Genomic DNA, 13,136 nt, shown 5'->3' with positions numbered 1-13,136 from the left:
GTCTCACGCGAGCAAACGAGATCGCCGCCTCGCGGGACTCGGCGGTTACGTCGGATTGGCTGCGAATGCTACCAGCTCTTTTGGTGATCTGATGTGGATGATCCGCAGCCGATCAGATTTTGCGTAGATCGCCTCTATGAGCCGGGGCCTCATCTCACGGTGAAGCCCCCACATCATCTTGTAGAGGCGGAACGTGACCGGCAGCATCGGACAACCCGGAGGGCCATCAGGTCGCCCAAAGAACACCGACTTCACCTGGCGCTTGGTCGCCCACCAGAGATGAATCCAAAACGGATGGTCAACGAAAACAACAGTATCGCATGCGGCAATCCGGTCGAGGACAGAGAACCAAGGCCCGTATCCATCAAGCAACCAGCGCTCCTGCGACAGCAGGGCATCGTGGCTCTCGCGTAGTTCTTCGTCAGGAACCCGCACCCAGTTCGGACGCCACAAAATATTATCGATGGCGAAGTAAGGCAACGAGTGCGCACGACATAATGCCTTGCACATCGTGGATTTGCCGCCGCCAGCGTTGCCGATCACCATTACGCGCGTCATCGTGTGTTGTTAACATAGCGATTGGCCGCATGGGAAGCGCCTTTGGGTCAAGGGCCGCCGCGGCCGGCAGACGGATGGCGCAGCCGGTGTACCCCAACTTCGGAATAACACCCGCGGTTCCGGGACTTACGTTTCGGGCCAATTGCTGCCATTGGCGCTGCGTGCGGGCCGGCCTTCTGCCCCGGTCGCAGAGCCGGATACTATTTGTGAATCGTGGTCCCAAAAGACATTCTGAATTCTTCCTGCAATCTTGGAGGGGGGGGACACATGAGACGCGCAGCCTTGATCACCATCGCGGAGTTTGCCGCTGCGGTCGACAGGCCACATCCGGTACGGGTAGCCATCGACGGCCGAACTGCATCGGGTAAGACAACTGTCGCCAACGAAATGGCTCATGAACTCGACCGTATCGGCCGAGCGACCATTCGCACCTCTATCGATGGCTTTCATCGACCGAAGCGCGAACGTTACGCGCGTGGTCGCCATTCGGCCGAAGGTTACTATTTTGACGCCCGGGACCTCGATGCCGTGCGGCGGTTACTCCTCGAGCCGCTGGGTCCCGGAGGAAGCCTAATCTATAGCACCGCTTCCTTCGACCTCGATAAGGACGAGCCTATCGTTGCGCCCACCCACAGGGCGAATCAACGCGACATCTTGATCGTCGATGGGACATTCTTGCAGCGATCAGAACTGCGAGATGCTTGGGAAGTCGTCATATTTGTTGACGTCGATGTAAAGACAGCTGGCGAAAGGGGGACGTTGCGCGACGCCAACCAACTCGGTGGCCGTGAAGCGGCGGAGGCTCTGTACCGGGATCGGTACGCGCCGGCGTTCGAGATTTATGAGCGGCTAAGTCAACCCATCCAAAATGCCAACATTGTGCTGGACAATAGAGAATTCGAGACTGCGACGGTGCGCATCAACCGCCCCGTCTGACCTCAAGTACGATCGGCCGCGCGCTGGGCCGTAGTGTGCCAGAAGCGGACGTCTGTCTGACCACCATGAACGACTCACTTGCGTCGCCAGGATTCGACTAAGGCAGCGAGCTTGGCGTCCGACGTCTCGTCGCCCTGAGCTAAATCTGCTTCGTAGCCAAACCAATAATCGCCGACCAGCGTGCTGGTGGGTGCAGAACCTGCCGTTGTCCAGTCGGCATGCCACGAGCCGTGTCGGCTCTCCCATCGCATTCAGGCGCACGAAATAATGCTGGATCCGCGTAGGCGCGCCGGGCTGCAGCTGATAGCTCAGATCAAACGATCGATACCCGTCGTGATCGGGACCGGGAGTCATCTCCGACCGGTATTTGCGCCATGAACCCAGGGTCGGATCGGCAACGTCCTTATCACCTGGAAGAATCCGGACCTGTTGAATCCAACTACAATCGATGTCGGTGCGCCCCCCGAGATTGGACAGGCAGAGATCGACGGTGAAGCCGATCTCGCCGGGAGGGTCGCGGGGAGGACGGCCGGGGCCGGCATCCGCATATTTCCAGGGTACCAGGAACACCTCCGAGCCGATATGCCGCTCGTAATAATCAGGTCCCGGTTCGACGCGGGCACGGGCAATCTGGTTGCCGGCAATGGTCGCGGTCCAGATCAGAATGACCAGCAAGGACGCGGTGGCGCGAAACCCCAAGGTGAAGGCAACCGAAGACAGCACCGCGGCAAGGCCGGCAGCGGCCATGATTAGTTTCGATGCGTTGAGATCATACGCATCCAGTGTCGCGTGCGGATGCGCAGGGAAGTAGAACTTGTCGAAGCCCGCCGCCGCGCCGACAACAAAGCAGACCGGGATCGCCACCACAAGCAGGACCCAGGCGGCGACAACAAACGTCTTGGCGTGGCTCCGGAATAGTTTCACGATTCACCAAATAACCAAAGCTTCCTGACTGGCATCTTAGCAAGAATATGATGCACTGCTATTTCTTGTCGAGCACTCATGCGCGACACACTTCCGCTTCAAGCCAAAGGCGGCCGTGGCCGGCAGGCGGATGGCACAGCCGGTCTACCCCCAGCTTCGGAAATACCCCCTCCGTTCCGGGACTTACGTTTCGGGCCAGGAGCGGCCACTCGTTGTTTCTCAAACTGGCGGCGTGCTTGCCAAGCTCGATAGTGCCCGCTATCGTCAACTCCAACATCAAGAGTTGGGCCGACGCCCAGCGCCAACCTGCTCCCGAGCAAGGTGGCTTTCTTCCTTCGGAAGAAGATGTGGCCGGTCCGGCAACTAAACGGGACAAGCCACCACGGCGTCATGCGCTCCTCTCTTCGAAGAAGAGGGACGAGAATGACTGTCGATCGAGTCGAAATTGAGCTGGCCGATGCAAGGTCCCCGGACCTGATCAACCTCGTCACCGCGCTGGACGATTTCTTGAACAAGGTCAGCGGGGTGGACAGGAATCACGGCTCTCCAATTGAGCGGCTGGCGCACGACGACACGCAAATGTTCATCGCGCGGATTGCCGGACAAGCCGTCGGCTGTGCAGGGCTGCAGGTGTTTGCGGATGGCACCGGGGAGGTGAAGCGCATGTATGTCGTCACCGAGGTTCGGACGACTGGCATAGGCAGCAGGCTCCTGACGCGGGTTGTGGAAGCGGCCTTGACCGCCAAGCTGTCGGTTCTGCGGCTGGAAACCACGGAATTTCTTCCCGATGCCCAGAGGCTCTATCGGGCGAAGGGGTTCGTTCCGTGCCCGGCGTATGGCCCTTACGTTTCCAACCCGATCAATTTGTACTTCGAGAAATGGCTAACGAAATGATTCGTCGAGGGCGATGTGCCGACAAGGAATAGCATGGCGTAGGGCGGGTTGGAGCCGAAGGCGTAACCCGCCATCTAGGCGACTCGGAACGGCGGATCACGATCCGCCCGAGCCGTAATCCTGCCGGCGGCGCCGCTAGCGCTCCGCAAACTTCCGCTTTCAGCCCTTACCGGACGTCAACGTTCGACATTATCGAGGCCGGGTTTTTCAGAGCGGAGGGAAATCTCGTTCCGGAAGCTTCGTTGACCCCAAGAGTCGATAGGCCAGAAATCTGTTCATGACGACCCAGGCACGCTCTACGCCGACGCGCAATTGCGGAGTCGGGATGTGGCTCCTGTCGCCATGCCGCGGACCGATCGACAGATCCGTGATCACCTGCAGGTAATCACGGCTGAGATTCAGCGCGTCCCGCATTGGTTGCCAGCCAGCGCTGTAGTCGGCCCCAGGCGGAACGAAATAGTTTCTGATCGTTTCGACTGCGCGCTGAGCAACGACTGGACCGGTATGGAAAGTTCTAAGTCCGTCGGCCAGATCCCTCAAAGCTTGAGCAAGTGCATGATCCGTCAAAACGATGTGGTGCAGCTGGGCGACTTCCTGCTCTGTTGGGACAACTGATACGAGGCTCGCTAGCGCTTGATCTTGAGGAATAACCGGCTGCTCTGCCCCACCATCGATGCTCACCTTCTCTAGAATCGCCTGAAAGCCAACTCCCGTGCAGAAGGCGTGAAAATTGATCGTGGCGCTGACTAGATCCGACGCGCGCGCATAGACTTCGGTAAAGTGCTGGGATTCGAATCGGTGTAGTTCGCAATCGACAGTGATTGCGTTGGCTACGATCGAGATCTCGAAGCGGCCCTCGGTACCTGAGAGCCCCGATTTCCACGAAATCGTTGGATGATCTTGAACCGAAAGGTTGATCGCTTCAGGTAGAATGCGGCCGGCAAAACGAATTTTCGGCATTGCTGACTCCAGAGAGAATCTCGGCCCGAAGGCTCAAGCCAAAGTCGTAAAGTAAGGTAGATTCAGCAAGGTCCCATGTCATCCACCGAGACTCGTCGATCCGATGGCCTCGGTTCGCGCCCATCTCGAGGCGGAAAGGCCTGCGACAGTTTCGTCACCGTCGAGCGGCTCTTGCTCGGGCTGGCGCTGGAGAAAAGTCGTCCAATACGCGCCGGGCCTATGCCTCGGACTGAGCTGACTTTTCGGCCTGGTGTGGAAGAGTTTCGCTAAATCCGCTCCCGGCTCTTCCAGCCATGGTCGCCCGGTGCTTGGCGCACCGACGTCGGCCTGAAGGCCTCGACCATCGAACGGCGCAAGTCTGCGATCGCAGCCGAGCACAAGGCGGCCGGCCACGGGCCGCCGACCTATTTCGAGGGTGTCAGGGCCACAATGCGCGGCATCCGCCGGCGCCTAGGCAAATGCAAGCGAGAGGTAGCGCCCGGCGGAGATTTTCTCTGATTATCTGTGGCCCTCGATCCTGCACAAGATACCTGCATAGACCCTGGTAGGGCCCGCTGGCGTTCCAGATATGCTATTCAAGTTCTTCTCGTCGAGCGCGCACAAAATCTTCCAGTTCGAATATTCGATCTCTCTGTTGGGATCGAGCCTGATGGTGGCTAGCGTCGGGAAAACGAGCGTTTGATTCCCGGCGTCGATCTTTGGCTCTCCGACGTCACCGACTTCGAAACCATCCTGGTAGATCTTGAACGGATTGAGTTTTGCCTGGGACGCGAGGGCGACTTCTTTTGCTGCTCGCTCAACGTCCCATGCTCTGAAATTTGCGTAGCAGAATGCGATCGCCGCAATCCAAACAAATAGCAGACGTCGGCTGCCCGCCGGCATGATCTCGTTGAGCTTCGCGCTGATAAGCGTCGGTAGATATCGATCTAGCGCGCGCTCGACGAAGAACGCCACGGCCACCCAGAACTGCCAAAAGGGCGCGATCGCGCTGAGATACTCTATCAGTTTTGACATTGGACCCCCGCCGACGGCGTGAAGCATACCCGAAGCAGGCTTGCATCTGGAGTCCGATAATCGCCCTTAACGGGCATTCCCGGACTCTGATGAGAGGTGCGTTGTCGGACAACTCGGTGGACGGCGCAATACAGTCCATCTGCGCCGCCTGCTAGTCTCCGGCCTGCTTGCGCTGTCCGTACAGCCCGCGCCGAAAAACTCATTTCGCGAGCCGCTTCAAGCGCATCCCGCTATCCAGCCCGCTTCGGAGAAATATTCCTCTTTCGTTTTATCAGAAATCGTGATTGACTGTCGTTATCCCGTCTCGATACGAGGGGCGTTTCGCGATCGTCACGGACGTTGCGGCGGGATGCGGTGGGCGTGTCGATGTTGCAGCGTGGTTGATCCGCGCCGACGAACGACGTTGATGCGCACGGTCAAGTCGCGTGGTCCTGATACCCCGACGCTGGTATCACCCGCGCAACGCGTTTCAGCGCGTTGTCGCGGCACGGTGGCCAAAAAGCCCGGCGCACCGGGGAGAACGCGAAGCAGCCGTTAAAACCATTGCGCGGGGAATGCCGGGATGTCTCGGCTGAACCTGTGGTACCTGCCGCCTGCATTTTTTGCTGCAGGCGGGCCATGGGTGCGGCCAGCGCCCGGCATTCCCCGTGCCCTCTGCTTGAAGAGGGCAGGTTTTGCAGCATAGCTCGGACGCGACAGCGCCGCGAGAAGGTGAACTTATGTCTCACCACCGTCATTGCGAGGCGCGCGAGCGACGACTTGTCCGCCATGGCCGGACCTGTCCACTGATGCGCGCTCTCGAGGTCGGGGTAACATCACAAAGACTGCCGATCAGGCGCCCCCACCCCAGCCCTCCCCCGCAAGCGGGAGAGGGAGCGCACAGCATTCTCGGCGGCAGCTTGATAACTCTGGGCACCGGACAGAAATGCCCCCCGGCAACATCGCGATCATCGACCGAACACCATCGCAGGCCTATAGTGGTCGACGACGAGGCTCGGTTTTGCGGCAGCGATGTCCGCAAGCTCACGACATCAGGCTCTGCGCGGCGTGACGTTCCCCGCCCCCGGCCTGCAGCCAACAACAGCAGCGGTGACGAACATGTCTGCACCGGTCAATCCATTCATCGCGACGGAGGCGCGGCTCGGCGCGCAGAACTACAAGCCGCTCGGCGTCGTGCTCTCGCGCGGCGAAGGGGTGTTCGTATGGGACACCGACGGCAACCGTTATCTCGATTGCCTCTCGGCCTATTCGGCCGTCAACCAGGGGCACTGCCACCCGAAGATCCTGGCCGCCATGATCGAACAGGCGGGACGGCTGACCTTGACGTCGCGCGCCTTTCACAACGACCAGCTCGCGCCGTTCTATGAGGAGATCGCAAGCCTGACCGGCGCCCACAAGGTGCTGCCGATGAACAGCGGCGCCGAGGCGGTGGAGAGCGCGATCAAGGCGGTGCGCAAATGGGGCTACGAGGTCAAGGGCGTGCCGGATGGGTTGGCCGAGATCATCGTCTGTGCCGACAATTTCCACGGCCGCACGCTCGGCATCATCGGCTTCTCCACCGATCCTGTGGCGCGCGATCATTTCGGCCCGTTCGCGCCGGGATTCAGGATCATCCCGTTCGGCGATGCCAGGGCGCTGGAAGCCGCGATCGGGCCGAACACCGTCGCCTTCCTGGCCGAGCCGATCCAGGGCGAGGCCGGCGTGATCATTCCGCCATCAGGCTATTTCGCCGAGGTGCGACAACTCTGCACCGTCAACAATGTGATGCTGATCCTCGACGAGATCCAGACCGGGCTCGGCCGCACCGGCCGGCTGCTGGCGGAACAGCATGACGGCATCGAGGCCGACGTCACCTTGCTCGGCAAGGCCCTGTCCGGCGGCTTCTATCCGGTCTCGGCGGTGCTTTCCAACCACGCCGTGCTCGGCACCTTGAAGCCCGGCCAGCACGGCTCGACCTTCGGCGGCAATCCGCTGGCCTGCGCGGTGGCCCGCGCAGCGCTGCGGGTGCTGGTCGAGGAAGGCATGATCGAGAATGCCGCCTTGCAGGGCGCGCACTTTCTCGAAGGGTTGAGGAGCATCCGCGCCAACACCATCCGCGCGGTGCGCGGACGCGGATTGATGCTGGCGGTCGAGCTGCACAAGGAGGCCGGCCCTGCTCGCCGCATTTGCGAGGCGCTGCAGGCGCGCGGCATCCTTGCCAAGGACACCCACGAGCACACCATCCGCTTCGCCCCGCCGCTCGTCATCACAAGGGATCAGGTCGAGTGGGCGCTGGAGCAGATCGGCGCGACGTTGATGCAGGAGGTCGCGTGACGGCGGTCTTCGTCTTCGGCCCTTGCTGCTGCGGAAAGCCCCGGTCAGACCTCTGTCTTGGCGGTCCATTCCAGGACCAGCGTATGAATGCCGCAGGTGCCGCTGTAGAGGCTCATGACGCGCGTGCCCGGCTTGCGCCCCGCCCGCGGCTCCGAGACCTGGACGCCAGCCGCCAGCAGACGCTCGCGCGCGGCATCGATATCGGCCACGCGCCAGCTCAAGCCCCACAATTTGTCATGCGCCGCGTCTCCGCCGGCCACCGGACGCTTCACGACCTCGACGATCAGGTCGCCGCAGCGGAAGAACATCAGCTGTCCCCACTCCTGGTGGGTGCGGTCGAGCGCCATGTCGAGGCTGAGCCGCGCGCCATAGAGCGCGGCGGAGCGTTCGGGATCCTCGGTCGATATCACCACATGGTCCAGTCCGAGGACCGGCGAATCCGCCGTCGCGACCGAACGCGGCCGCTCGGCCGCAAGCTCGAGGAAGAACATGCGGACCCCGCGGGTCAGCTCGGTGGCGGCGCGGGTGCGCTTCCAATGCAGGCTCGCGCCGGACAGCGCGTCGGTGTTGCTGACCTCGACAATCGGGTCCGGCTTCAGCGCGACCCGCTCCAGTCTCCGATGCATTTTCGCGACGTCGTTGGTGGCAAAGCAGATGCTGGCGAGGCCCTCGCCCCAGATCTTGATGACGTTGCGGATGCGGTCGGCGGCGACGCTATTGCCCAACGGCGCCATCAGTTCGAGCGTCATATTGTCGAGCGTGAACAGCACGCGTTCGGCACCATCGTCGGCATTTTGCCATGAGGGCTTTCGGCCGAGCAAGGTCTCGTACGCGGTCGTGGCCGCCTGGATGTCCTCGATGAGAACGACGATATGGTCGAGACCCGTGATCACGGAAACAGCCCTCGCGAGTTCTTGGCTGCGCGGACCTTTTCCACGCCGATCGCCATCGCTGCGGTCCGGTGCGCGACGTTGTCGGCGCGCACGCGCGCAAGCATGTGCTCGAAGGCGCGGTCCAGGATCTGATACTCCCGCCGCATCACCTCCTCTTCCTCCCAGAACAATTGCTGCAGATCCTGCACCCATTCGAAATAGCTGACCACGACGCCGCCGGAGTTGCAGAGAATGTCTGGGATCAGGAAAATCTCCTTGCGCCGCTGCTCGAGCACCAGGTCGGCATCGGGCGTGGTCGGGCCATTGGCCGCTTCCGCCAGCACGCGGCATTTGAGATTTTCCGCAACCCGCGCATCGATCACGCGCTCGACCGCGGCCGGAACCAACACATCGCAAGCAAGCGTCAGAATCTTGGCCGGATCGAACGCAAGCTCGGTCGCGAAACCGGCGATGCTGCCGTGCTTGACCGCATGATCCATGAGCGCGGGGATGTCGAGGCCGCGGTGATCGTGCAGCGCACCGGTATGGTCGCTGACCGCGATCACCTTCATGCCCATCAGATGCAGCCCAAGCGCCGCATAGGAGCCGACATTGCCGAACCCCTGCACGACCGCGGTGGCCTTGGTCGGCTCGATCGAGAGGACATCCATCACGCGCCGGGCGAGATGGGCCACCCCGCGCCCGGTCGCCTCGCGGCGGCCCAAAGTCCCTCCGGAAAACACCGGCTTTCCGGTGACGATCTCCATCACGGTCTGGCCCTGGTACATGGAATAAGTGTCCATGAACCAGGCCATGACCTGCTCGTTGGTACCCATGTCCGGCGCCATCACGTCGGTGTGCGGACCGACGAACGGGATCATCTCCTGCATGTAGCGGCGGGAGAGCGACTCCAGCTCGCGCTTCGACAGCTGGCTCAGGTCGACATTCACCCCACCCTTGGCGCCGCCGTAAGGCAGCCCGACCAGGGCGCACTTCCAGCTCATCCAGATCGCGAGCGCCGCCACCTCTCCGATATCGACAGTAGGCGCGAATCGCGTGCCGCCCTTGGTCGGTCCCATCGTCAGGAGGTGCTGAACCCGATAGCCTTCGAACACGGCGATGGTGCCGTCGTCCCGGTGGATCGGACAAGACACCGTGATGGCGCGCTTGGGCAGGAGCAGACGGTCGCGCTCGTCGCCTGGGATATCGAGATGATCAGCGATCACGTTGAATTGCTTGGCTGCCATGTCGAACACCGGACCCGCATAGACCGTCATCGATCGCTCCTGGTTTCGAATCTGCGCCCGTTGCAGGATAGCGCGCATGCCTCCGCTCCGGCAGGGGGCCTCCGTTGTATCTCGGCCCATCCGAAGCGCAATCGTGACGAATCTGCCAACAATTTCAGCGTTGATCCGTCTCCTCCGATTGCTAATCTGGTAAGGCGGTGCCGGAACACCCCCTTTAGCGGATGACGGAAGATCTTATGCAGGCCCTCTTTATCGGACAGACCTACATCGACGTCACGTTCATTACCGACCATCTGCCGACCGGGGACGAGAAACACGTCGCTTCGGATTACGCGGTCTCGTTCGGCGGCAATGCGGTGACGGCAGCATTTTGCTGCGCCAAGCTGGGGATCGTGCCGGACCTGATCGCCACGCTGGCGAATGACTGGCTGGGGCGCATGTTCCAGGACATGTGCGCGAAATACGGCATCTCGATGCATCCGCGGAAGGTCAACTCCTCGTCGCTGTCCTTCATCATGCCCAAGGACGGCAAGCGGGCGATCGTCCGCTGCCGGGACGACGCCCATATCCATCCTTTTCCGCTGCTCAATCTCGGCAATTGCCGCGCCCTGCATGTCGACGGCCATCAGCCGGACGCTGCCATCCATTATGCCAAGCTGTGCCGCGAGGCCGGCATCCTGACCTCGCTCGACGGCGGCGGCCTGCGGACCAACACCCATGAGCTACTGGAATTCATCGACGTCGCCATCGTCGCCGAGCGGTTGTGCGAGCAGATGGACCTGACGCCGGAGAAGATGCTGGATTATCTCAAGAGCCGAGGTTGCCGGGTCGGTGGCATCACGATGGGTGAGAGGGGCCTGCTCTGGTATGACGAGACCAGCGCGGTGCAATCGTTGCCGGCCTATCCGATTCCGCGCGAGCGCGTGATCGACACCAACGGCGCCGGCGACGTGTTCCATGGCGCCTACATCTATTCCTATCTCGCCAATCCCGCCAAAAGCTGGCAGGAGCATTTCGAGTTCGCGCGCGCGGCCTCGACGTTCAAGATCCAGCGCCTCGGCAACGAAGCCGGGCTGCCCGCGCTGGCCGATATCGACGCTGTGAGGCAGGAATTCGAAGTCCGCGTCTAGCCGGACGCAAGGGGGAGTATTGGCATGGGCCGCGTGGTTGTCGCCGGCAGCATCAACATGGATGTGGTGGCGACAGCCGAGCGTCACCCGCGCATCGGCGAGACGGTGGCCGGCCACACGGTGACGTATTTCCCCGGCGGCAAGGGCGCCAATCAGGCGGTGGCGGCTGCCAAGCTCGGTGCACCAACCACATTGATCGGCCGTCTGGGCCGGGATGCGTTCGGTGTGCAGTTGCGCAGCTTTCTCGAGGCGCAAGGGATCGATCTCACCGGCGTAAAGGACAGCGAAACGGCGCAGAGCGGCACGGCGATCATCACGCTCGCCAATACCGAGAACACCATCGTCGTCGTTCCCGGGGCCAATGCCGAGGTCGGTATCGACGATGTAACTGCCGTTGCGCTGGCGACAGGCGACATCGCGGTGAGCCAGTTCGAGATTCCCCGCGCAACGATCGTCGCGTTTTTCCAGCGCGCGCGTGCGGCCGGAGCCACGACGATCCTCAATCCGGCGCCTGCCCGGCCCCTGAGTGCCGACCTGCTCGAACTGGTCGACATCCTCGTGCTGAACGAGACCGAACTCAGCCTGCTTGCCGGCATGAACCTCGGCGAGGATGCCGAGGAGGAGCGTATCGTTCAGGCCACGCAATCGCTGAAGGCCCGTCCGGACCAGACGGTCTGCGTCACCCTGGGAGCTCGTGGCGCCGTCGCGATCACCGGCGAGGAGACGTTCTGGATCGAGGGCCGTCCCGTCACGGCCGTCGACACCACCGGCGCCGGCGACTGCTTCGTCGGCGCGCTCGCGGCCAGGCTGTCCCAGGGTGCGGCGATCGTCGATGCGATAGGCTACGCCAATCTCGCCGCGTCGATCTGCGTGCAGCGGATGGGCGCCGGGCCGTCGATGCCGACCGCGGAGGAGGTGGAAAAGCTGCTCTAGCCGAGCGCGCTCTTGAGGTCGAAATTCAGGTCGGCCGCGTGATCGGGATCGATCGTGCCCCCCGCCGCAAGCAGCTTGCGGCCGAACATGTGGTCACCGGCGCGGTTCACCGATTCGATGCCGACCAGCCTGCCCTCCTTGTAGCAGAAGGCCGAAAACGCCTTCTGTGCGGGATCGCCGCGCAGCACCACCTGATCATAGCCCGTGGTGAGCCCTGCGATCTGCAGCTTGTCGTTGCCCTGGTCGCTCCAGAACCAGGGCTGCCCGTCATAAGGCTTGACATCGCCTGTCAGCCGCGCCGCCACGCAGCGTGCATGATCGGTGGCGTTCTGCACCGATTCCAGCCGCAACGTGCCGCCGAAGCGCGGGCTGACAAACAGCGCGCAATCGCCGATCGCGGAGATGTGCGGATCAGACGTCAGCAGATATTCGTCGACGACGATTCCGGATGCGACCGGCAGCCCGGCCTCGGCGGCAAGTTCGACATTTGGCAGCACGCCGACCCCGACCACCACGAGATCGGCCGGGATATGCCGGCCATCGCTCAAACTCACGCCCGTCACCCTGGCTCCGTCGGCCTCGATGCTGGTGGCCTGCACGCCGAGATGGATGCGCACGCCGGCATCGGCATGCTGCTTCTGGAAATAATCGGAGATCTCGGCCGTCACCGCCCGCGCCATCACGCGGGCACCGAGTTCGAGCACATCGACATCGAGGCCCTTGATGCGCGCGGTGGCTGCGAATTCCAGTCCGATGAAGCCCGCTCCGATCACGACCACCCGCTTGGCGTTGGCAAGCAGGCTCCGCAACGCCTCGCTGTCGTCGAGGATGCGCAGGTAGCGCACGTCGGAGAGATTGGCGTTCGGAAGATCAAGCAACCGGTTGCGCGCGCCGGTGGCAAACACAAGGTGGCCGTAGTCGAGCGTGGCGCCGGAGGCGAGCAGCACCTTGCGGGCGTCACGCTGGACAGTCACCGCGCGGTCATAGACCAGGTCGATGTTCTGGTCGGCATAGAACTTCAACGGCCGGAACATCAGTGTCTCCGGCCCGCCTGTGCCTTTCAGATAGGCCTTGGAGAGCGGCGGCCGCTGGTATGGCAGATGCGCCTCGTCGTTGATCAGGTGAATCGGATCGGCGAAGCCCGCCTGCCGCAGCGACGTTGCAAGCTGAAAGCCTGCATGTCCCGCGCCCACGATCACCACCGGCCCTTTTGCCACCGCGCCCTGCCCCATCGCACCTACTCGCTACAGCCTCACATGAAGGCCTGTGATCGGCCCTTCGACCAGCCTCAGCCAGAGCCGGGTTGTCGCAAACTTCTCTGGGATTGTCACCGCCCCGGCTCTGCGATTTAAATC

The 13,136-nt window shown here is 62.3% G+C and carries 12 protein-coding genes and 1 riboswitch; of the genes, 5 read left to right on the top strand and 7 right to left on the bottom strand.

Annotation, left to right across the window (positions count from 1 at the left end; all coding sequences use genetic code 11):
• Nucleotides 1–45: 45 nt before the first annotated feature.
• On the bottom strand, nt 46–546 hold the full coding sequence (locus QX034_RS23195) for a flagellar protein FlaR (RefSeq protein WP_316167946.1): 501 nt from the start codon (nt 544–546) through the stop codon (nt 46–48).
• A gap of 279 nt (nt 547–825) precedes the next feature.
• Between QX034_RS23195 and QX034_RS23190 the strand changes: the two genes are divergently transcribed.
• Nucleotides 826–1,494 (top strand): uridylate kinase, encoded by a 669-nt coding sequence (locus QX034_RS23190; RefSeq protein WP_315741549.1) that lies wholly within the window; start codon nt 826–828, stop codon nt 1,492–1,494.
• On the opposite strand, the gene QX034_RS23185 is transcribed toward QX034_RS23190, so the two are convergent.
• Nucleotides 1,408–2,418 carry a hypothetical protein gene (locus tag QX034_RS23185; RefSeq protein ID WP_316195842.1) on the bottom strand — a complete coding sequence of 337 codons (1,011 nt, stop codon included), beginning with the start codon at nt 2,416–2,418 and terminating at the stop codon, nt 1,408–1,410. The genes QX034_RS23190 and QX034_RS23185 overlap by 87 nt on opposite strands.
• 268 nt (nt 2,419–2,686) lie before the next feature.
• Nucleotides 2,687–2,795, top strand: a riboswitch (SAM-I-IV-variant riboswitch).
• 46 nt (nt 2,796–2,841) lie between these two features.
• On the opposite strand from QX034_RS23185, the gene QX034_RS23180 reads away from it, so the two are divergent.
• Nucleotides 2,842–3,312, top strand: coding sequence for a GNAT family N-acetyltransferase (locus tag QX034_RS23180; RefSeq protein WP_316195841.1), 471 nt, complete (start codon nt 2,842–2,844; stop codon nt 3,310–3,312).
• 207 nt (nt 3,313–3,519) lie between these two features.
• Here the strand turns inward: QX034_RS23180 and QX034_RS23175 are convergent, their stop codons facing one another.
• Together QX034_RS23175 and QX034_RS23170 are read right to left on the bottom strand one after the other, a co-directional pair.
• Complete coding sequence (locus QX034_RS23175) at nt 3,520–4,272, bottom strand: hypothetical protein (protein WP_316195839.1); 753 nt, start codon at nt 4,270–4,272, stop codon at nt 3,520–3,522.
• A 498-nt stretch (nt 4,273–4,770) separates the two neighbouring features.
• Nucleotides 4,771–5,286, bottom strand: coding sequence for a hypothetical protein (locus QX034_RS23170; protein ID WP_316195837.1), 516 nt, complete (start codon nt 5,284–5,286; stop codon nt 4,771–4,773).
• 1,098 nt (nt 5,287–6,384) lie between these two features.
• On the opposite strand from QX034_RS23170, the gene rocD reads away from it, so the two are divergent.
• Nucleotides 6,385–7,599 (top strand): ornithine--oxo-acid transaminase, encoded by a 1,215-nt coding sequence (rocD, locus tag QX034_RS23165; protein ID WP_316195836.1) that lies wholly within the window; start codon nt 6,385–6,387, stop codon nt 7,597–7,599.
• 44 nt (nt 7,600–7,643) lie between these two features.
• Here the strand turns inward: rocD and QX034_RS23160 are convergent, their stop codons facing one another.
• Complete coding sequence (locus QX034_RS23160; RefSeq protein WP_316195835.1) at nt 7,644–8,492, bottom strand: VOC family protein; 849 nt, start codon at nt 8,490–8,492, stop codon at nt 7,644–7,646.
• The gene (locus QX034_RS23155) at nt 8,489–9,748 is read right to left on the bottom strand and encodes a Glu/Leu/Phe/Val dehydrogenase (protein ID WP_315706320.1); all 1,260 of its coding nucleotides are present in this window, start codon (nt 9,746–9,748) and stop codon (nt 8,489–8,491) included. Before QX034_RS23155 ends, QX034_RS23160 begins: the two co-directional genes overlap by 4 nt.
• 206 nt (nt 9,749–9,954) lie before the next feature.
• Between QX034_RS23155 and QX034_RS23150 the strand changes: the two genes are divergently transcribed.
• On the top strand, nt 9,955–10,848 hold the full coding sequence (locus tag QX034_RS23150; protein WP_315706321.1) for a sugar kinase: 894 nt from the start codon (nt 9,955–9,957) through the stop codon (nt 10,846–10,848).
• Nucleotides 10,849–10,872: 24 nt separating this feature from the next.
• On the top strand, nt 10,873–11,781 hold the full coding sequence (gene rbsK, locus QX034_RS23145; protein ID WP_315706322.1) for a ribokinase: 909 nt from the start codon (nt 10,873–10,875) through the stop codon (nt 11,779–11,781).
• On the opposite strand, the gene QX034_RS23140 is transcribed toward rbsK, so the two are convergent.
• Entirely contained in the window at nt 11,778–13,013 is a 1,236-nt protein-coding gene (locus QX034_RS23140; RefSeq protein WP_315741556.1) for an NAD(P)/FAD-dependent oxidoreductase, read from the bottom strand. The genes rbsK and QX034_RS23140 overlap by 4 nt on opposite strands.
• Nucleotides 13,014–13,136 lie beyond the last annotated feature (123 nt).

It is taken from the genome of Bradyrhizobium sp. SZCCHNR3119 (genome assembly GCF_032487775.1).
Taxonomy (GTDB): Bacteria; Pseudomonadota; Alphaproteobacteria; order Rhizobiales; family Xanthobacteraceae; genus Bradyrhizobium.
This window is presented reverse-complemented; position numbering and strand designations above follow the sequence as displayed.